This is a genomic window from Janthinobacterium sp. SUN120, assembly GCF_030397735.1.
Taxonomy (GTDB): Bacteria; Pseudomonadota; Gammaproteobacteria; order Burkholderiales; family Burkholderiaceae_D; genus Janthinobacterium; species Janthinobacterium kumbetense.
Genome location: NZ_JAPUBW010000001.1, coordinates 419016 through 437987, shown reverse-complemented (window position 1 = coordinate 437987; position 18972 = coordinate 419016). Strand labels below are relative to the sequence as shown.

Here is an 18972-nt window from a genome sequence, read left to right as displayed (position 1 = left end):
TCAGCGCTGCTGCAGCGGCCGCACCGCGCGCCGGACAAAATCTTTACCCTGCGCACGGTATAATCGGCCTCGCTTACTTCAACACCCAGGCACGACATGACTTCCTCCGTACTTCCTCCCGATACTTCCACCGACATTTCCGACAGCAGCGAAGACAATAACGACGCCACCCTGGTCGCGGAACTGGGGGAACTGGCCGAGCATATCCGCCTCGTCAAGATGGAAGGCCGCGTCTTCGTGCGCTTTTCCGGCGTCGTCAAGGCCGGCCACCTGGTGGTGCCGTATGCGCTGGTACCAAGCCAGGGCGTGCTGGCGCGGCCGGCCAAGTGGCGCAAGATGGACCGCGAGACCAAGCTGGCCCTGGTGCGCGAACGGGCCAGCGCGGCCGTCTTCGAGGAGCTGCGCCAGCATGTGATCGATTTCGTCGCCGATATCGCGGGCTTGAGCGAGGACGTGGACACGGACCCGATGGTCTTCCTGCACACCCTGGCCGACATGCAGACGTCGGAGCCGGCCGGCATGGTGTTCGACCGCATCCGCCAGCGCTTCAATCACGCCATCGAGCGCCAGCAGGAAGAACAGCACGCGGCGCGTACGCGCCAGAGCATCAACCTGGCCGAATATCCCGCCTCGTTCGAGATGGCGCGCCGCCTGCCGCGCCGCTTCGTCGCCCTGCTAGGGCCCACGAATTCCGGCAAGACGCACCGCGCCATGGAAGCGCTGGTCAAGGCAAAGAGCGGCATCTATCTGGCCCCCTTGCGCCTGCTGGCTCTGGAAAACTATGAACGCCTGCAGGAAGCAGCACCGCACGGCAAGCCGCTGGCCGTGAGCCTGATCACGGGCGAGGAACGCAGGGTCGTCGACGGCGCCACGCACGTGGCCAGCACGGTGGAAATGCTGGACACGAAAACCGTCGTCGAAGTGGCCGTCATCGATGAAATCCAGATGCTGGCCGACCCGGACCGGGGCGCCGCATGGACGGCGGCCGTCTGCGGCGCGCCCGCCCACACCATCTACCTGGTAGGGGCGCCCGAAGCGCGGCGCGCCATCGAAGCGCTGGCCGAGCGCCTGGACTGCCCGCTGGAAGTGCATGTTTTGAAACGCATGGCGCCCCTGTCGATGGAGCCGACGGCCGTGCGCAAGGTGCGCAACCTGCGCCGCGGCGACGCCGTCATCGCCTTTTCGCGCCGCGAAGTGCTGATGTGGCGCGACATGATCACGGAAACGGGGTTGTCGGTGGCGACTGTGTACGGCAACCTGTCGCCGGAAGTGCGGCGCGCGCAGGCGCAGCGCTTCCGCGACGGCACGGCCGATATCGTCGTCGGCACGGACGCGCTGGCGATGGGCCTGAACATGCCGATCGCGCGCATCGTCATGACCACCTGCGTCAAATACAATGGCCGCGAGGAGGAAGAGATTTCGGCCGCGCTGGCGCGCCAGATCGCCGGACGCGCAGGCCGCTACGGCGTGCATGAAGAGGGACTGGTGGCCGGCTACGACAACGAAACGCATGAAGTGATGCGCGCCCTGCTGAAGGAAAAGCTGCATCCGCTGAACACCAGCGGCTTTGCCGTGGCGCCGTCGCTGGAACACCTGCACCGCATTTCGTCGGTGACGGGCGAGCTGTCGCTGTCGAAACTGCTGCGCCGCTTCATCCACAATATCGACGTGCCGGATGGCTTTTTCTTCCCCCGCATCACGGAAGACCAGAAGGAGCGCGCCGTCTGGCTCGACACCCTGCCCCTGTCCGTGGCCGACAAGTTCACCCTGTCGCTGGTGCCGATATCGAGCAAGGTGCCGTCCCTGCAAACGGCGTGGGAACACTGGGCGAAGAATCTGTCGCAGGGCAAGACGTCTACCTTGCGCCAGCACGCGTATGGCGGCGGCACGCAGAATCTGCAGCAGGTGGAAGACACGTGCCGCTACTATTCCGCGTATGCGTGGCTCAGCTACCGCCTGCCCGAATTCTTCCCCGATATCGCCGTGGCGCAAAACCTGTCGCGCGATGCGTCCGAGCGCGTCGACTCCATCCTGCGCGCGCACAATGCGGCTTCGCGCGGACGCTCGAAGAAGTTCAAACAAGCGTAAAAGGCAAGCGTCAATGGAGTGGCCAGAACCAGACCTCGCCACAATCCCAGTAGCATTCGGTGCCGCACACCTTCACGCCGATGGACGGCAGCAGGATATCGATATGCCCGCCCGCGCCGCCCAGGTAGCCGGGAATGCGGAAGAAGGCGACGAGGCCCTGGCGCTGGCCGATGCCGGCGATGGCGGCATTCCTGGCGAATTTTTCGGGCGCGCCGAACATCGACGGGCTGGCCAGCATGTGCGCCAGCTTGGCCTGCCCCGGCTCGATCAGCGCGCCCTTGAACGGCCCCTTGCGGATGGCCATGCGGCCCCGGACCTGGACGCCGGCCTTGATCAGGGCCAGGCTGACGCGGATGGCGCAGGTATTGGCAAAGCTGTCCTTGCCGATCAAGTCTTCCCAGCCGATTTCGCCGAACAAGGCCGCCTGGTCGACGGCCGCCACGCTCGAGTAATTTTCACGCAGATTGATGAATGCGGGTTTCACGCCGGCCTCCCGTTGCCCCTGGACGATAGGGAACCTCAGGCCGATTGTAGAAGGATGCGGCAGGCCCCGCACTGAGCGAGGTCAAGCGATATGCATTACGGTTTGCCCGCCTCGTAATGCAGTTTCAACACCAGCCCATTATGGTCATCGGCCATATAGATATCGCCATCCTGCCCCTGCTTCACGTCGACGGGCGCGCCCCTGCCCTGCTTGCCCTTGCGCTCCCAGTTGCCGATCAACTCGACGGACTTGCCCAGTGGCGCGCCAGCCTTGTCGGGCAGCAGGGCCACCAGGCGGTGGCCATTGCTGCGGTAGCCGTGGTAGCCGATGATCAGGCTATTCTTGTACAACGCCGGGTAGCGGCTGGCCGTGTAAAAGGTCATGCCCAGCGGCGCGGCGTGGCCGGGCAGCAGGCGCTGCGGCGCCGCATACTGGGCGTCGCAAGCCGTCTTCGGATACTCGGGACTGGCCACATTGTCGTCGTAGCAGTACGGCCAGCCATAGTGCCGGTCGGCCTTGATCAAATTGAGTTCTTCATGCGGCAGGTTTTCGTCGCTTTTCAGCTGCGGCATGGCGGCCTGGATGGCGTCGCGCGAATTTTCCGCCTGCCACAGCTCGCCCGTGGCCGGATGGAAGGCCAGCGCCATCGAATTGCGCAAGCCGCGCGCATGCGTGCGCCAGCTCGTCACCGTGCCGGCCGGCCACGCCATCGTGTATTCGCGGATGGCGCCCAGCGCGTCAAGGCCTTCCGCCGAGGGGCAAGCCTTGGCCGGATCGGGCGCCTTGCCATCGTTCTCGCAATGGTCGGTACTCGACCCCACGTTCACATACAGGTCGCCCTTGGGGCTGAAACGCATGTTCGTCAGCAGGTGCAAACCGAGGCCCGGCAGGCGCGGCGTCTTGGCCGTGCCGCCGATCACGTCGGTGATGGCGCGGGCCGGATCGCGCAAGTCGAAGCGGAAGATGCGCCCCACCTCGCCCACGTAGACCATGCCGTCCGGTCCCTGCACGATGCCGTTCGGGCGATCGAGCTTGTCGAGCAGCAGCTTGCGCTCGTAGCCGCCACCGGCCGCCTTGGGCTGCAACAGCCATAATTTACCCTGTTTCGGCGCCCATCCCGCCATGTCCGTGACGACGATGTCGCCATTCGTCAGCGGCAGCACGCCGCGCGGGAATTTCAGGCCGTCGGCCAGCACGGCCACGCAAAAACCGGCCGGCGTGGTGACGTCGAGGCGCGGCATGCCGTCGCACTGGGCGCCGGTCGCCGCCTGGGCGGGCGCCAACACGGTGGACATACAGGCTGCCAGGGCGCCCGCAAGCATTTTCTTGTTCATGGTCTCACTCCATCAGGGGTAATCGGGGCATCACGGCGCGCGCGTTGGCGCTGGTGGCAAGCGCCACTTGCGCAATATCAAGGCCGCGCAGCTCGGCCAGCACGGCGCCGATGCGCGGCAATTCTTCGGGGCTGTTGCGGCCAGGGTGGATCCAGCTGGGGGAAATGTCGGGCGCGTCCGTCTCCAGGACGATGGCTTCCAAAGGCAGGTCGGCCGCCATGCGGCGTATCTGCAGCGCGCGCGTAAACGTCATGGCGCCGCCAAACCCCAGCTTGAAACCGAGGTCGATATAGCCCTGCGCCTGCTGGAAGCTGCCGTTGAACGCATGGGCGATGCCGCCGTTCGGGCGGATCTGGCGCGCATGTTTGAGGACGATATCCTGCGAGCGGCGCACGTGGGTCAGCACGGGCAGGTCGAAGTCGCGGGCAATCTTCAGCTGCTCGCGCAAAAAATGCTCCTGTTTGGCGCGCATGGCCGGTTCGCACAGCATGGGAATGAAGAAATCGAGGCCGATTTCGCCGATGGCGACAAAACGCGGGTCGGCCATGGCGGCTTGCACGGCCTCGCGCAGCGCGATCAAATCTTCGTCCGTGGCGTGCGGCACGTAGATCGGGTGTATACCAAGGGCATAGCAGGCGTTGGGCGCCGTTGCCGCCAGATCGCGCACGATGCTGAAATTGGCCCGTTCGACGGCGGGAATGACGATCATGCCCACGCCCTGCTGCTGCGCGCGCGCCGCCACCTGCAGCGATTCGCTGCCGAATTCATGCGCGTCGAGGTGGCAGTGCGTGTCGATCCACATGGCGAATTCCTAGTATTGCTCAGTATCAATAAGGCTGCAGCCCTTCGTCCGTCAGGCGCAGCACGCGGTCGCAGCGTTTGGCCAGCTCGATATCGTGCGTGACGATGACAAAGGCCGTGCCCAGGGTGCGCGACAATTCCAGCATCAGGTCGAAAATCTGTTCGGCCGTGGCGTGATCGAGGTTGCCCGTCGGTTCATCGGCCAGCACGCAGGCCGGCTGCGTGACGAGGGCGCGGGCCAGGGCCACGCGCTGGCGCTCGCCGCCCGACAATTCGCCCGGCGTGTGCGTAACGCGCTTGGCCAGGTTCACGCGCGTGAGGATCTGCTGCGCCAACTCGGTGGCGGGCGCGCGCTTCATGCGCCGTATCATCAGCGGCATGACGACGTTGTCCAGCGCGGAAAACTCGGGCAGCAGGTGGTGGAACTGATAGACGAAGCCCAGCGAGGCGTTGCGCAAGTCGCCGCGCGCCTTTTCGCTGAGGGTGGCGAAATCCTTGCCCAGCAGGGTCACCTTGCCGCTGGTGGGCGTATCGAGCCCGCCCAGCAGGTGCAGCAGGGTCGATTTGCCGGAGCCGGAAGCGCCGACGATGGCGACCCGCTCTCCGCGGTGGACGTCGATGTCGATGCCGGCCAGGACCTGCACCTTGTAGCTGCCCTGCGTGAAAGTCTTGCCCAGGCCGCGGCAGCTGAGGACGGCGGAATCGGCGGAAGCGCCATTGGAGGCAGGTTTGTTCAGATCGGTCATGGTCATAGTCAGTGGTTTATTCATAGCGCAGGGCTTCCGCAGGTTTCACGCGGGCGGCCCACCAGCTTGGGTACAGGGTCGCCAGGAAGGCGAGGATCACGGCCAGCACGCCGATCTTGGTGACGTCGGGCCAGCGCAGGTCGGACGGCACGGTGCTGATGAAGTAAATGTCCTTGGAGAGGAACTGCACGCCCAGCAGATGCTCGATGAAGGGCACGATGACGTCGATGTTCATGGCGACCAGCACGCCGCCGCCCACGCCCAGGATGGTGCCCAGGATGCCCACCAGCGCGCCCTGGATCATGAAAATCTTCATGATGGAACGGGGCGATGCGCCCAGGGTGCGCAAAATCGCGATATCGGCCTGCTTGTCCGTCACCGTCATCACCAGGGTCGAGACCAGGTTGAAGGCGGCCACCGCGATGATCAGGGTCAGAATGATGAACATCATGCGCTTTTCCGTCTGCACGGCGGCGAACCAGTTGGCGTTCAGCTTGGACCAGTCGCGCAGCCACAGGTCGCCCGGCATGGATTTTTTCAGCTCCGCCGCCACTTGCGGCGCCTGGTTCATGTCGGCCAGGCGCAAACGCAGGCCCGATGGACCGTCCAGGCGCAGCAAGCGCTGGCCGTCTTCGATATTGATGAAGGCCAGGCCCGCGTCGAATTCATTGTGGCCCGCCTGGAAGATGCCGCTGACGGTGAAGCTGCGCATGCGCGGCAGCACGCCGGCCGGCGTGACCTGGCCTTGCGCCAGCATCAAGGTGACTTTTTCGCCGAGGTTGACGCGCAAGGCGCGCGCCAGCTCGATGCCCAGCACGATATTGAAGGTGCCCGGCTGCAGGGCCTTGAAGCTGCCCATGCGCGTCTGGCCGGCCACGTCGGAGACGTTCGGCTCTTCCTCGGGCAGCACGCCGCGCACGATGGCGGGGCGCAGCGCATCGTCGCGCAGCAGCATGCCTTGCGTTTCCACAAACGGCGCGGCGCCTTTCACGGCAGGATTCTTGAACGCCTGCGCCGCTTCGGCGCGCCAGTCGGGCATGCTGCCGCTGTTGTCGAACACTTCCACGTGGGCCAGCACGGACAGCATGCGGTCCGTCACTTCCTTCTGGAAGCCGTTCATCACGGACAGCACGACGATCAGCGCCGCCACGCCCAGGCCGATGCCGGCCATGGAAATGAGCGAGATGAAGGAGATAAAACTGTTACGGCCACTGCGCTTGCCGGCCCGCGTGTAGCGCAGGCCAACCAGCCATTCAAAGGGCAAATTCTTGAAAATACTCATTATTCAGGCGGTCTTTATCGTTTCTTGGAGTGTTATTCGTAGCGCAGCGCCTCGGCCGGCTTGACGCGCGCGGCGCGCCAGCTCGGGTAGATGGTCGCCACCAGCGCCAGGCCAAAGGCGATCAGGCCGATCTGCGCCACGTCCAGCCAGTGCACGTCCGACGGCACGGCGCTGATCTGGTAGATTTCCTTCGAGATGAAGTGCAGGCCGAAGATGCCTTCGATGAAGGGCACGATGACGCCCACGTTCAGCGCCAGCACGACGCCGCCGATCACGCCCAGCGCGCTGCCCAGCAAGCCGACCAGCGCGCCCTGGATCATGAATATCTTCATGATCGAGAACGGCGAAGCGCCCAGGGTGCGCAAAATGGCGATATCGGCCTGCTTGTCGGTGACCGACATGACCAGCGTCGAGACGAGGTTGAACGCGGCCACGGCGATGATCATGCTGAGGATGATGAACATCATGTTCTTCTGGCTTTGCACCAGCGCATACCAGCTGGCGCTGGCGCGCGACCAGTCGCGCATCCACAGCTGGCCCGGCATCGAGGCCTTCAATTCGCGCGCCACCTGCGGCGCCTGGTTCATGTCGTGCAGGCGCAGGCGCAGGCCGGACGGGCCGTCGAGCTGCAGCAGCTGCTGCGCATCCTGCATGTTCACAAACGCCAGGCTGCCATCGAGTTCATTGTGGCCTGCCTCGAAGATGCCGGCGACTTTGAGCGCGCGCATGCGCGGCATGACGATGCCAGTGGCCGGGTCGCCCGCCTTCGGCTCGCGTTCCAGCATCAGGGTGACGTTCTGCCCCACCTGCACGCCCAGCGCCTTGGCCAGGTCGATGCCCAGCACGATGTTGTACGAGCCTGGCGTGAGATCCTTGAAACTGCCCTGCTTCATCTGGGAAGCCACGCTGGAGACGGTGGCTTCCTGCTGCGGCAGCACGCCGCGCACGACGGACGGGCGCATGGTTTCGTCATTGAGCAGCATGCCCTGGGTTTCCACGAACGGCGACACGGCTTTTACTTGCGGGTTGGCGTAGGCGGCGCGCTCCTGCGCCTGCCAATTCGGCATCGAGCCGCTGGTATCGAACACCTCGACATGGGCCAGCACCGACATCAGCCGGTCGGTGACTTCCTTCTGGAAGCCGTTCATGACGGAGAGGACGACGATCAGGGCGGCCACGCCCAGGCCGATGCCGGCCACGGAAATGAGGGAGATGAAGGAAATGAAGCTGTTGCGGCCGCTGCGCTTCCCGGCACGCGTATAGCGCACGCCAACCTGCCACTCAAAAGGAAATTGTTTGATGATGCTCATGCGCTCCCGCGACAACGTAATATGCGAGCGCGCAGTGTGCCACACAAATGACACTCATGCGTGAAACACATCACCGTGGCGCGACTTTTCCCGCGCCCGCCGTCAAGGGAAAAAGCGCAGGAACTACTCCCCCACCGCCACAATCGCCTACAATCTCGGGATGAATCAACTTACCCTCGTCCTGCCCTTCGCCTTGCCCAACGCCGAACTGGCTGCCGACCTGCTCAAGGTCTTGCAGGCACCCGCCCTGGCGGCCCTGCTGTCGCGCACCTCGACTTGCAATTTGGAAACTTTTGACAACGCCAACCGCCTGCTGCCGCACGAAGCGTGGCTGGCGCATGCCTTGACCCTGTCGCCCGCGCCCAACGGCGCGGCGGCGCAGGCGGCCTTTGCGGCCCAGGCCATGCGCGGCTACGGTCTGGCGCCGGAACCGGGCGCGCGCTACTTCCTGCTGCATCCGGCCCACCTGGCCATCGCCCGCAGCCATATCAGCCTGGAAGACTTGCGCCAGCTCAAGCTGAGCGAGGCCGATGGCCGCACGCTGTTCGAGACGGCGCGTCCGTATTTCGACGAAATCGGCCAGCCCCTGGCGTATGGCGACGCGGGCACCTGGTTCATGCGCGCCGATGGCTGGAGCGACTTGCAGTGCGCCACGCCGGACGCCGCCACCACGCAAGACCTGTCCGTGTGGATGCCGGAAGGCGAGCATGCGCGCGCCGCGCGCCGCCTGCAGAACGAAGTGCAGATGCTGTGGCATGAACATCCCGTCAACGCGGCACGCGAAGAACGGGGCTTGAAAGCCATCAATTCCTTCTGGATCTGGGGCGGCAGCCTGGCTGCATCTGCACCTGCGCGCTGCGCGGCCAGCCTGCATACGAAGGACGCGCCCGACTGGCTGGCCGCGCTGGCGGAACCGGCGCGGCGCGATGCCAGTCCAAGCAGTGTGCTGGCGGACCAGACCGACGCCATCGTCGTGCTGGGCGGATTGACCGAAGCGGCGCAGGCGCAGGAATGGGGCATGTGGCTGCAACAGTTGCAAGCGCTGGAGGCGGACTGGTTCGCGCCCCTGCTGGCGGCCGTCAAGGATGGCCGCCTGGGCCAGTTGCGCCTGGTGCTGAGCCACCGCGACGCCTGGCTGGACTGCACCACCAGCAAGCATGCGCAGCGCAAATTCTGGCGCGCGATTACCCTGAACAAGTTGAAAGCATCATGACCCGTACCCGCATCGCCACCCGTCCCTGCCCTTACCGCGAATCCGAATTGCTGCGCCAGGGCGGCATCCACCCCGTGCTGGCCCGCTTGTATGCGTCGCGCGGCCTGTCCGACGCGAAAGAGCTCTCGATCGAGCCGAAGGACTTGATACCGCCGTCCGGCTTGCTGCACATCGGCGCGGCCGGCGTCTTCCTGGCCGACGCCATTGCCGCCAAGAAACGCATGGTCATCGTGGCCGACTACGACTGCGACGGCGCCACCGCCTGCGCCGTCGCCATCCGCGGCTTGCGCGCCATGGGCGCCGACGTCGACTTCATCGTGCCCAACCGTTTTGAATACGGTTACGGCCTGACGCCGGAAATCGTCGAACTCACCGCGCGCGAAAAATCGCCCGACATCATCATCACCGTCGACAACGGCATCGCCAGCATCGACGGCGTGGCCGAGGCGAACCGGCGCGGCATCCAGGTGGTTGTCACCGACCACCATTTGCCGGCCGACACCCTGCCCGACGCAGCCGTCATCGTCAACCCGAACCAGCCCGCCTGCGGTTTCCCTAGTAAACACCTGGCGGGCGTGGGCGTCGTGTTCTACGTCTTGCTGGCCTTGCGCGCCGAACTGCGCCGGCGCGGCATCTTCGATGCGCAAACGCAACCCAAGCTCGATAACCTGCTCGACCTGGTGGCGCTGGGCACGGTGGCCGACGTGGTGCGCCTCGATACCAACAACCGCATCCTCGTCGCGCAAGGTCTCAAGCGCATGCGCAAGGGCAATATGCATGCGGGCGTGGCAGCCCTGTTCCGCGTGGCGGGCCGCGAAGCGCGCAGCGCCACGCCGTTCGACCTCGGTTTTGCGCTGGGACCGCGCCTGAATGCGGCCGGCCGCCTGCAGGACATGTCCCTGGGCATCGAATGCCTGGTCACGGACGACGAAGGCCGCGCCTGGGCCCTGGCCCAGCAACTGAACGACATCAACCTGAAGCGCCGCGAAATCGAAGCGGAAATGCAGGATACGGCCTTGCTGCACCTCGATGCTTTCGAACCGGCCAACAGCAGCACCATCAGCGTCTTCGATGAATCCTGGCACCAGGGCGTGATCGGCATCGTGGCCTCGCGCCTGAAGGAAAAGTTTTATCGTCCGACCATCACGTTCGCACCGGGCGCCGATGGCTGGATCAAGGGTTCCGGCCGCTCGATCCCCGGCTTTCACTTGCGCGACGCGCTCGACCTCGTGTCGAAACGGGCGCCCAGCCTGATCGACAAGTTCGGCGGCCACGCCATGGCGGCCGGCTTGACCATCCGCGCCGACGCCTTCGACGCCTTTTCCCAGGCCTTCGAAGCCGTGGGCCAGGCCTGGCTCAGCCAGCAACAGCTGGAACGGGTGGTGGAAACGGACGGCCCGCTGGAAGACGCGTATTACACGACGGCCTTCATCGAGCTGATGGATGAGCAGGTGTGGGGCCAGGGCTTCGCCCCGCCCGTCTTTTGCGACGAATTCCGCGTCGTCAGCCAGCGCATATTAAAAGAGCGCCATTTGAAACTGTTGCTGGAAAAGAACGGCGTGCGCTTCGACGCCATCTGGTTCGGCCACACGGACGCCCTGGGCGAGCGCACGCGGGTCGCCTTCCGGCTCGACGCGAATGAATACAATGGCACGACCAAAGTACAACTCATGGTGGAGCACGCCGAGCCTGTGTAGTGACACCTGACACCACCTACTGCGCGTCGGCATAGGTCGCCTGCGATGCTCACCGTACTGGAAGTACGGTTGCGCTTCTCGACCACCTCTTCCTTCCGCTCGCTACGGTTGTGTCAGGTGTTGCGACGTTTGCGGTCTTATTGCCGTGTCTCATGTTTGCCTGCAGCAATGTTGCATCAAACCACTGCGGAAGCTGGAACCGGCCTCCCCCACCTGAAAGCTATCCAGCCCCATGTTGACCGGCCTGAACCACCTCACCCTGTCCGTGCGCGGCCTGGCGCGCAGCGTGGCCTTTTACCGCGACACCTTGGGCCTGCGCCTGCATGCGCGCTGGGACAGGGGCGCGTATCTGTCGGCCGGGGATTTGTGGCTGTGCCTGTCGCTGGATGGACAGGGCACGGCCGCGCTGGCCAGCCCGGCCTATACGCACTATGCGTTTTCCATTGCCCCGGAAGACTTCGCCGCCTTTGCCGCCCGCCTGCGCGCCGCCGGCGTGCCCGAATGGCAGCAAAACCGCAGCGCCGGCGATTCGCTGTATTTTCTCGACCCGGACGGCCACCGGCTGGAAGCCCATGCTGGCAGCCTGGCGCAGCGGCTGGTGGCCTGCCGCGCAGCGCCGTATCCGGGCATGGTGTTCGAGGATTGAGACCGGCAAGATCGCATATTCAGTAAATTCGTTAGATTCGTTATAAAACAAAAAGTGCAAGCGCCGTTGCCGTGAAAAAACACTGTCACGCCTCGGTACACCCTTGATAACCTTGCTTTTAAGACTTAATCAGCCTGACAAGATTCCATCCATCAATAGGCAAATTTGCCACATTTTATTGCATAAATAAAAATATTGATTGAAAATAGTTAACACTTATTTGGCAAATTCACTAAAATCGATGACGCGTCATGAAATTCCCAATGATGCATGATCAGTTTTGAGGGCAAACCCGTCGAAAGGCGGGGACGCAAAGCCACCGGCCTACCGCGCGCAAGCGCCACGGCAGCGGGGCTGCCAATGCAGGGCCGGGACCGCCAGCGCGCGGCGCCAGCCTGGAAGCATTGTCGAGATGTGGCCCTCGCCCAACTCGGAGAGTTTCGCCATGAAAAAAATCATCCCCCCGCATCACCGTCACGGGCGCCTGCTGCTGGGCGCCACAGCCGCCCTCCTGCTGGCCGCTTGCGGCCCCGGCCAGGAGACATCGACGCCGCCCGCCGCCATCGCCACGGCAGCGACACAGTTCACTGTCGAGGTGCCCGTCGTCCCCGCCACCGTCGGCGCGCTGGTGGTGCAACCGATGTTCCATGCGGCCCCGGCCCTGCTCGATGCGCCTGACGGGCGCGACAGCGCCAACAGCAGCGGCTCGGCCCACTGGCGGCCGCACTTGCAAAACGTGCCCGGCGCCATGCGGGAAATGACCACGCGCCGCCTGACGGCGCAAAAAATCGCCGCCTCGGAACAGGCGGCACAGGATATCGCCCCCTTGCTGGACGGCGGCGCGGGCGACATCGCCGCGCCCATGGCCGGCAGCAGCGTGGTGGCGACCTATTCTCCCGCGCAAATCCGCGCCGCCTACGACTTGCCCGCCCTGCCGGCGGCCGGCACGGCGCTGACGCCAGCCCAGGCGGCCCAGCTGGGCGCGGGACAGACGATCTACATCGTCGACGCCATGCACAACCCGAACGCGGCGGCCGAACTGGCCATCTTCAACCAGAAATTCGGCTTGCCCGGCTGCACCACCAAGGCTATCGCCACGAATGCCACCCTGCCCCTGCCGCCCGCCCCGGCCAGCGGCTGTGAATTTTCTGTTGTCTACAACACGCCATCGAGCACCATGACGGCCACGGCGCCCGCCTATAACTCGGGCTGGGCCATGGAAATCGCACTCGACGTGCAGTGGGCGCATGCCACGGCGCCGCTGGCGCGCATCGTGCTGATCGAGGCGCCCGACGCTTCCATCAACAGCCTGCTGGGCGCCGTGCGCCTGGCCAACCAGATGGGGCCTGGTGTCGTGTCGATGAGCTTTGGCGCCGCCGAAGGCAACTGGACAGCATCCGTCGACAGCGCCTTCACGGGCAAGAACATGAGCTACCTGGCCGCCACGGGCGATTCGGGCAGCGGCGTGTCCTGGCCGTCCGTGTCGTCCAACGTGCTGGCCGTGGGCGGCACCACGCTCAGCTACAGCGGCAGCGGCGTGCGCAGCGAAACGGCCTGGTCCGGCACGGGCGGCGGCATCAGCGCCTATACGGCACTGCCCGCCTACCAGACGGCCAGCGTGCCCGGCCTGACCAACTTGCTGCGCCGCAACGTGGCCGACGTGGCCTTCAATGCCGACCCCGCCACAGGCCAGTACACGGCCGTGATGACGCCCGGCAGCAGCACCGCCAGCTGGCTCAGCATTGGCGGCACCAGCCTGTCCACGCCGCAATGGGCCGGCCTGGTCGCCATCGCCAACGCCAGCCGCGCGCTGCAGGCGAAGGCGGCGCTCGGCTTGCCGCACAATATCTTGTACGGCCAGATCGCCAGCGTGCCCGGTACCTTCGCCAGCAGCTTTGCCGACATCACGCGCGGCAGCAACGGCACCTGCAGCGTGTGCACGGCCAGGGTCGGCTATGACCCGCTGGGCGGCCTGGGCACGCCGAACGTGAAAAGCCTGCTGGCCGGCCTGTCGGGCACGCAGATTGCACCGGCCGCGCCCGTGGTGGCGCCGGCCAGCATCAGCGGCGCGGCCGGCAAGCCGCTGTCGTTCACCGTCTCGGCCACCGCTGCCAATCCCCTCAGCTACAGCATGCTGGGCGCGCCGGCCGGCATGGGCATCGCCGCCACGGGCGTGGTCAGCTGGGCCGCCCCCGTCGCGGGCACGTATGCCGTGACCATGGTGGCCAAGGATACCGTCAGCGGCCTCAGTGGCCAGGGCATGTACGCCATCGTCATTACCCCCGTCGCGCCGCCCGTCGTCGGCGCCGGCGCCATCACGGGCAAGGTTGGCACGGCCCTGGCGTTCAATGTCAGCGTCTCCGGCCCCAATCCCGTCAGCTACACGCTCGCCGGCGCGCCGGCCGGCATGACCATCAGCAGCGCCGGACTGGTGAGCTGGGCCGCGCCCGTAGCCGGCACCTATGCCGTCACCGTGACAGCCACGGACAGCAAGACTGGCCTGAGCGGCAAGGGCATCTATACGGTGGCCATCGCCGCCCCGCTGTCCCCTGTCGTCACGGTGGCCAGCGTGAGCGGCAAGCCGGGCGTGGCCCTGTCGTTCGCAGCCACGACGGTGGCGCCCAACCCCGTCACCTACAGCCTGTCGGGCGCGCCATCCGGCATGGCCGTCAGCGCCGCCGGCGTCGTCAGCTGGGCCAGCCCCGTGCTGGGCAGCTACAGCGTGACCGTCATCGCCAAAGATAGCAAGACGGGCTTGACGGGCCAGGCCGTGGCCACGGTGAAAATCGCCGCCGCCGGCCCCACGATCAGCGCCGCCGCCATGACGGGCGTGGCCGGCAAGGCCATGAGCGGCAGCATCGTGCTGACGGCGCCGGGCGCGAACGCCCTGTGGATCTCCATCCTCGGCGCGCCGCTGGGCATGCAGTTTTCCATGAGCGGCATGACCATCACGGCCACCTGGCCGCAACCGGTGGCCGGCAGCTATGCGCTGAAGGTCGTGGCGCTGGACAGTAACGGCTTGACGGCGCAGCTCAACGTGCCCGTCACCGTCACGGCCAGATAAGCGAACGGGGCCCGCCAACGGGGCGCACCGGGACTCCCGTCCTGGTGCGCCCCGTTTTGCATGCGCGCGGCCGTTGCAACGAATCCAGAAAAGGAGTATAAATAGTCCATATACAGAGTTTTAATGAAGGATATGTCATGAATCTCGCCTACGCCTACCCCAAGAGCCGCTTCGAGCCGGCCGTGCTCGTCGACCTGAATGCCAAAGCCGAGCGCGAGCGATTGTCGCAAGCGGCCTTGAAAGGGTTTTTCAAGCTGGCCGCCGCCTGGAAGCTGCGCGACGACGATGCGCGCGAATTGCTGGGCGGCCTGTCCAGCAGCGCCTGGTACGAGTGGAAGAAGCACCCGGACCGCGTGCTGGAAGTGGACCGCATCACGCGCATTTCCTATTTGCTGGGCATCTACAAGGCCTTGCACATCCTGTACGGCGACAAGCTGGCCGACGAATGGGTGAGTTTGCCCAACAAGAATCCCATCTTCGGCGGCCGCACGCCCCTGTCGCAGATGCTGGCCGGCGGCTTGCTGGCCATGCAGACGGTGCGCAAGCTGCTCGACGCGCGCCGCGGAGGGCTGTGATCGTGCCTGCCGCCCCGAATGAGCACCTGCCGCCGCTGGCCGCCTTGCGCCAGATCGACACTTGCCGCCTGATTCCCTCGCGCTTCGCCGACATGGAAGACTCCGTGCTGGCGCCCCTGGCCGAGAACGACGATCACCTGCGCGAGCTGTTCGAGCTCGACAACGCGACCAACGCGCGCCTGGTGGCCGAGTACGGCGGCGCGCCAGGAATTGGCGTGGACGAGCTGGTTTTTGGCGTGCCGCACTTCCGCATCATCAACGCCGCCTACACGTATGCCCGCCCGGAAGGGGCGCGCTTCAACGATGGCGAACGGGGCGCCTGGTATTGCGCCTTCGACATGCCAACGGCGCTGGCCGAGATCATTTTCCACAAGACCGTGGAATACCAGGAAATCGACTATTTCGACGACAGCGTCAACTACCAGTCGCTGCTGGCCGATTTTTCCGCCAGTTTCCACGACCTGCGCGGCCAGCAGCGCTACCAGGCTTGCCTGGACCCGGCCAGCTACATCGCCTCGCAAGACCTGGCCGCCATCCTGCTCGAAGCCGGCTCCATGGGCGTGATCTTCCCCAGCGTGCGTCACGCCAGCGGCACCAACCTGGCCTGCTTCCGTCCTGCCCTGGTGGGCAATGTTCGCAAAGGCGCCGCCTATCGGTTAACATGGCGGGGTACGCCGACGCCGCAGGTGGAAGCCTTGCCAGGCAAATAAACCGCGCACCGGCACCCGACTCACCGCAACCTGATATTTCGCATGCAAACCAATCCTGAAAAAGACACCGAACTGCGCCTCAAAGTGAACAGCGAAACGGCCCGCCTGGCCTGGAGCGAGCTGGAAAAGCATTTCGCCCAGGGCAACGTCGTCTGGGTCGCCAATGAACTGGACCTGGTCGAAGTGGCCGTGCGCATCTCGCACGACGACAAGGCCACCATCACGCAATGGATGGTCGATGGCAAGGTCGCCAAGGTGTCGGACCAGCAGGCGCTGGACTGGCAGGCGGCCGATGCCGCGCTGTGGGCCGTCGTCGTCAGCCCGTTCATTCTGGTGCAGCAGGAAAAGCCCACCAAACACTGATGCCTACAGGCTGCGCTCGAGCATCGGGCGCAGCGATGCATGCCCGAGACAAAATCGTCCGATCTCGGTGCATCGCCATACACGCTTTACAGAAGGTCGCAACGTTATGTTTAATCATTTTGCCTTCTTGATTTTAGAGCGATTAAATGGACGCAAGTTGGCCGTATCGTTTGGTGAGTTTTCGGGCACATCCGAACGCACTTGGCGAACCCGCTTTAAGCATGGATGGGTGCCAACCGAGGAGGATCGCAAAAATCTCGGCAAAAGAACCAACGCTGCGCTGACCAAGCAAATGATTGATATCGGAGGGTGGTCCGCCGATGAGGCAAGCACCATTCTTGCGCAATATCCATCTGTCAGGACCGGTAAATTTTTGCCAACTGCTGATCTCATTTACAGTTTGAGTCCCAATCATGGAAGGTATTGTCAGGAAACGCTAACTCTGGCGGAACACTTCGACCAAGATTGCGCAGCGCTCAGTGACGCCATTACCTTGCACGATACTGCCCTGGTACGTGACGTGTTGATCACTATGCTAGATTGGCTGCAGTCGTTCTGCCTAGAGGAGGCCGATATCGACGAGGCGCGTGTGCTGCGCGCACAGCTTAAGCTCGATTCGGATGTTGATGCATTGCTGGAGACAGCCAAGCCTTTGAATGACGCACTGCTCCTCCATATATTGTCATGCTGGGATGTGGAATTCTGTGCTGGTTACTTTGACAATACTATGCAGGCCTATCCACTTTTTCAGCTGGTGATGCCCCGCTTTGATCCCCGCATTGATTTCGATCATGAGACAGGACAACTCTCGAAAAATGGCAAGCAACCTAAAAAGGGGGTTTTCAACACTGCGACCTCGCGTCTGTTTGATTTCTTATTTGTGCTTGTAGCCTGGAGGCGTGACCGACGTTTGCCCGAAAACATGCCTCGGGTGAAGGACTTCGTAGCCTGGTCTGGCGAAAGTGACGCACGCCTGATAAGCTGGCGCGACGAGACTACGCGCTTCACAATACGCCAGCTGGAATGCTTGTGGACAACCGTGATCAAGCCGGACAGCAACGGCATTTACCTGTCAATGCCATTGCCTATATTTTTCTGCTCACATCTATGGAGTCCGCTCCTGACCCGAGAGAAGGGTCGCGCCACCGCCTTGCTCGATTGTACAGACAGCTATAGGGCCTGGTGGAAGCGGAACCGGGACCGTTTGGTCACCAAAGGCCTGCAATTCGGCGTGCAGGCCTGGCCTAGCTATCTTACGTCTCAAGAAGCTGAAGGCAAATCATTTGCATCCTTCTGCGCCTCCCAGTCCGCCGGTCGCTCATCCTCTCCCCGCGACTGCCAGTAGGCATCATTATTCGGGTTCATCTGATTGCTATGGTTATCGCGTTCCTGTTGGCTTGTCATGTCCGTGCTCCCTTTACTTGACACCTGGCTTGCCAGAATTATTGGCTGCTGCTGCCTGAAGGCGGCCAACGTAGCTGCCTTTAGGGACGCTGCCGCCGGTCGAACGGGCAACGGCTGCCTGTGCTCGCGATGCCGCACGGGTTGTGGTGAGTGTCGACGGTTTTTGATTGTGCTTTGCTTTGGTCATGATGTCCTCAGTGATTCGGTTAGGTAACTGCGCTGAAATCAGCAAATGCAGTGTGCCGTATCGTGATGGATTTTTAGTTCCAGAATTCGGAAGCCCGGCGTCGTCGCCATTGACTTGGGTGTTCGTGAATCACAAGTCCCGGCAAATGAAAACGCGATAGATGATTTGCCGCCGGTAGCGTAGACCTTTTTGATTCATAATTCTGGGTAAAGGAGACTTCGACAGGTTCTGTTGAGCACCCATAAGTCCGGCCAGGCAGGCGATGAGTGCCTGGCAGAACACTACATTGCGCAACGCAGAAGATTTGACAATGCGCAGCAAGCGCATTGTCCAGCCATGCTCAATGCCCGCCGCCCAGATAGGCCGCGATCACCTTCGGATCATTTTTCAGGCTTTCCGCCGGCCCGTGCACGGAAATGCTGCCGTTTTCCAGCACATAGCCGTAATCGGCCACGTTCAGGGCGGCGGCGGCGAATTGCTCGACCAGCAGCATGGTCACGCCTTCGGCCTTCAAGCGCGTGATGATGCGGAAGACTTCTTCCACCAGAATCGGCGCCAGGCCCATCGACGGCTCGTCCAGCAGGATCACTTCCGGGTTCAGCATCACGGCGCGGGCCATGGCCAGCATTTGCTGCTCGCCGCCCGACAAGGTGCCGGCCAGCTGGTCGCGCCGCTCCTTCAGGCGGGGGAACAGTTCCAGCGCCTTGTCAAGGTCGCCCTTGATGTCGCCTTTCGGGCGCGCCCGCGTAAAACGGGGGAAGGCGCCCAGCAGCAGGTTGTCCGTCACCGACATCGAGGCGAACACCCTCCTGCCTTCCGGCGAATGGGCCAGTCCCGCGCGCGCGATGCGGTGCGAATCGAGCCCCGTGACATCCTTGCCGCCCAGGGTGACAGTGCCGGATTTGGGTTTCAGCATGCCGGAAATGGCGCGCATGGTGGTGGTCTTGCCGGCCCCGTTCGAACCGATCAGGGTCACCAGCTTGCCCTTCGGGACGTCGAGCGAAATGCCGTGCAAGACTTCGACTTTGCCATAGGCGGCGTGCAGATTGTTAATGGTCAGCATGGTCT

General features: G+C 63.9%; 17 protein-coding genes and 1 riboswitch. Of the genes, 9 read left to right on the top strand and 8 right to left on the bottom strand.

The features are described from left to right. Positions 1 to 96 precede the first annotated feature (96 nt). A complete protein-coding gene (locus O0879_RS01905; RefSeq protein WP_289914379.1) occupies positions 97 to 2088 on the top strand; it encodes a helicase-related protein in 1992 nt (663 codons plus the stop codon). A gap of 10 nt (positions 2089 to 2098) precedes the next feature. On the opposite strand, the gene O0879_RS01900 is transcribed toward O0879_RS01905, so the two are convergent. From O0879_RS01900 to O0879_RS01875, 6 genes are all read right to left on the bottom strand, one after another. Further along, positions 2099 to 2572: a T6SS effector amidase Tae4 family protein gene (locus O0879_RS01900; protein WP_289914378.1), complete on the bottom strand. Its 474-nt coding sequence runs from the start codon at positions 2570 to 2572 to the stop codon at positions 2099 to 2101. Positions 2573 to 2667: 95 nt separating this feature from the next. Beyond that, positions 2668 to 3906, bottom strand: a complete 1239-nt coding sequence (locus O0879_RS01895; protein WP_289897588.1) for a PQQ-dependent sugar dehydrogenase — start codon at positions 3904 to 3906, stop codon at positions 2668 to 2670. Between the two features lie 4 nt (positions 3907 to 3910). Further along, complete coding sequence (locus O0879_RS01890) at positions 3911 to 4708, bottom strand: TatD family hydrolase (protein WP_289914377.1); 798 nt, start codon at positions 4706 to 4708, stop codon at positions 3911 to 3913. 25 nt (positions 4709 to 4733) lie between these two features. After that, positions 4734 to 5453 carry a lipoprotein-releasing ABC transporter ATP-binding protein LolD gene (lolD, locus tag O0879_RS01885; RefSeq protein WP_289914376.1) on the bottom strand — a complete coding sequence of 240 codons (720 nt, stop codon included), beginning with the start codon at positions 5451 to 5453 and terminating at the stop codon, positions 4734 to 4736. A 16-nt stretch (positions 5454 to 5469) separates the two neighbouring features. Continuing rightward, on the bottom strand, positions 5470 to 6735 hold the full coding sequence (locus O0879_RS01880; RefSeq protein ID WP_071076820.1) for a lipoprotein-releasing ABC transporter permease subunit: 1266 nt from the start codon (positions 6733 to 6735) through the stop codon (positions 5470 to 5472). Between the two features lie 32 nt (positions 6736 to 6767). Then, positions 6768 to 8045, bottom strand: a complete 1278-nt coding sequence (locus O0879_RS01875; RefSeq protein WP_289914375.1) for a lipoprotein-releasing ABC transporter permease subunit — start codon at positions 8043 to 8045, stop codon at positions 6768 to 6770. A gap of 160 nt (positions 8046 to 8205) precedes the next feature. Here O0879_RS01875 and O0879_RS01870 point away from each other — a divergent pair, with 160 nt between their 5' ends. The 8 genes from O0879_RS01870 to O0879_RS01835 all read left to right on the top strand — a co-directional run bounded on the left by O0879_RS01870 (position 8206) and on the right by O0879_RS01835 (position 17658). Beyond that, positions 8206 to 9258: a hypothetical protein gene (locus tag O0879_RS01870; RefSeq protein ID WP_289914374.1), complete on the top strand. Its 1053-nt coding sequence runs from the start codon at positions 8206 to 8208 to the stop codon at positions 9256 to 9258. Beyond that, positions 9255 to 10955: a single-stranded-DNA-specific exonuclease RecJ gene (gene recJ, locus O0879_RS01865; RefSeq protein WP_289897584.1), complete on the top strand. Its 1701-nt coding sequence runs from the start codon at positions 9255 to 9257 to the stop codon at positions 10953 to 10955. The genes O0879_RS01870 and recJ overlap by 4 nt, the downstream gene beginning before the upstream one ends. Before the next feature lie 232 nt (positions 10956 to 11187). Beyond that, positions 11188 to 11601, top strand: a complete 414-nt coding sequence (gene fos, locus O0879_RS01860; protein ID WP_289914372.1) for a fosfomycin resistance glutathione transferase — start codon at positions 11188 to 11190, stop codon at positions 11599 to 11601. A 275-nt stretch (positions 11602 to 11876) separates the two neighbouring features. After that, a riboswitch (cyclic di-GMP riboswitch) is annotated at positions 11877 to 11963 on the top strand. Positions 11964 to 12046: 83 nt separating this feature from the next. Continuing rightward, a complete protein-coding gene (locus O0879_RS01855) occupies positions 12047 to 14665 on the top strand; it encodes a S53 family peptidase (RefSeq protein ID WP_289914371.1) in 2619 nt (872 codons plus the stop codon). A 137-nt stretch (positions 14666 to 14802) separates the two neighbouring features. Further along, on the top strand, positions 14803 to 15240 hold the full coding sequence (locus O0879_RS01850) for an MbcA/ParS/Xre antitoxin family protein (RefSeq protein WP_071076812.1): 438 nt from the start codon (positions 14803 to 14805) through the stop codon (positions 15238 to 15240). A gap of 2 nt (positions 15241 to 15242) precedes the next feature. Next, positions 15243 to 15950, top strand: coding sequence for an RES family NAD+ phosphorylase (locus O0879_RS01845; RefSeq protein WP_251348371.1), 708 nt, complete (start codon positions 15243 to 15245; stop codon positions 15948 to 15950). Positions 15951 to 15992: 42 nt separating this feature from the next. After that, complete coding sequence (locus tag O0879_RS01840; RefSeq protein WP_251348370.1) at positions 15993 to 16313, top strand: DUF2288 domain-containing protein; 321 nt, start codon at positions 15993 to 15995, stop codon at positions 16311 to 16313. Positions 16314 to 16419: 106 nt separating this feature from the next. Next, entirely contained in the window at positions 16420 to 17658 is a 1239-nt protein-coding gene (locus tag O0879_RS01835; protein ID WP_289914370.1) for a hypothetical protein, read from the top strand. 72 nt (positions 17659 to 17730) lie between these two features. Here the strand turns inward: O0879_RS01835 and O0879_RS01830 are convergent, their stop codons facing one another. Both O0879_RS01830 and O0879_RS01825 read right to left on the bottom strand, forming a co-directional pair. Next, a complete protein-coding gene (locus tag O0879_RS01830) occupies positions 17731 to 17904 on the bottom strand; it encodes a hypothetical protein (RefSeq protein ID WP_289914369.1) in 174 nt (57 codons plus the stop codon). A 340-nt stretch (positions 17905 to 18244) separates the two neighbouring features. Further along, on the bottom strand, positions 18245 to 18967 hold the full coding sequence (locus O0879_RS01825; RefSeq protein ID WP_099667581.1) for an ABC transporter ATP-binding protein: 723 nt from the start codon (positions 18965 to 18967) through the stop codon (positions 18245 to 18247). Positions 18968 to 18972 lie beyond the last annotated feature (5 nt).

Bases quoted from the DNA above. Each gene is read 5' to 3' on its own strand.
- O0879_RS01905 (WP_289914379.1), top strand. From the start codon at position 97: ATGACTTCCTCCGTACTTCCTCCCGATACTTCCACCGACATTTCCGAC.
- O0879_RS01895 (WP_289897588.1), bottom strand. From the start codon at position 3,906: ATGAACAAGAAAATGCTTGCGGGCGCCCTGGCAGCCTGTATGTCCACC.
- O0879_RS01890 (WP_289914377.1), bottom strand. From the start codon at position 4,708: ATGTGGATCGACACGCACTGCCACCTCGACGCGCATGAATTCGGCAGC.
- lolD (WP_289914376.1), bottom strand. From the start codon at position 5,453: ATGACCGATCTGAACAAACCTGCCTCCAATGGCGCTTCCGCCGATTCC.
- O0879_RS01880 (WP_071076820.1), bottom strand. From the start codon at position 6,735: ATGAGTATTTTCAAGAATTTGCCCTTTGAATGGCTGGTTGGCCTGCGC.
- O0879_RS01875 (WP_289914375.1), bottom strand. From the start codon at position 8,045: ATGAGCATCATCAAACAATTTCCTTTTGAGTGGCAGGTTGGCGTGCGC.
- O0879_RS01870 (WP_289914374.1), top strand. From the start codon at position 8,206: ATGAATCAACTTACCCTCGTCCTGCCCTTCGCCTTGCCCAACGCCGAA.
- recJ (WP_289897584.1), top strand. From the start codon at position 9,255: ATGACCCGTACCCGCATCGCCACCCGTCCCTGCCCTTACCGCGAATCC.
- fos (WP_289914372.1), top strand. From the start codon at position 11,188: ATGTTGACCGGCCTGAACCACCTCACCCTGTCCGTGCGCGGCCTGGCG.
- O0879_RS01855 (WP_289914371.1), top strand. From the start codon at position 12,047: ATGAAAAAAATCATCCCCCCGCATCACCGTCACGGGCGCCTGCTGCTG.
- O0879_RS01850 (WP_071076812.1), top strand. From the start codon at position 14,803: ATGAATCTCGCCTACGCCTACCCCAAGAGCCGCTTCGAGCCGGCCGTG.
- O0879_RS01840 (WP_251348370.1), top strand. From the start codon at position 15,993: ATGCAAACCAATCCTGAAAAAGACACCGAACTGCGCCTCAAAGTGAAC.
- O0879_RS01835 (WP_289914370.1), top strand. From the start codon at position 16,420: ATGTTTAATCATTTTGCCTTCTTGATTTTAGAGCGATTAAATGGACGC.
- O0879_RS01830 (WP_289914369.1), bottom strand. From the start codon at position 17,904: ATGACCAAAGCAAAGCACAATCAAAAACCGTCGACACTCACCACAACC.
- O0879_RS01825 (WP_099667581.1), bottom strand. From the start codon at position 18,967: ATGCTGACCATTAACAATCTGCACGCCGCCTATGGCAAAGTCGAAGTC.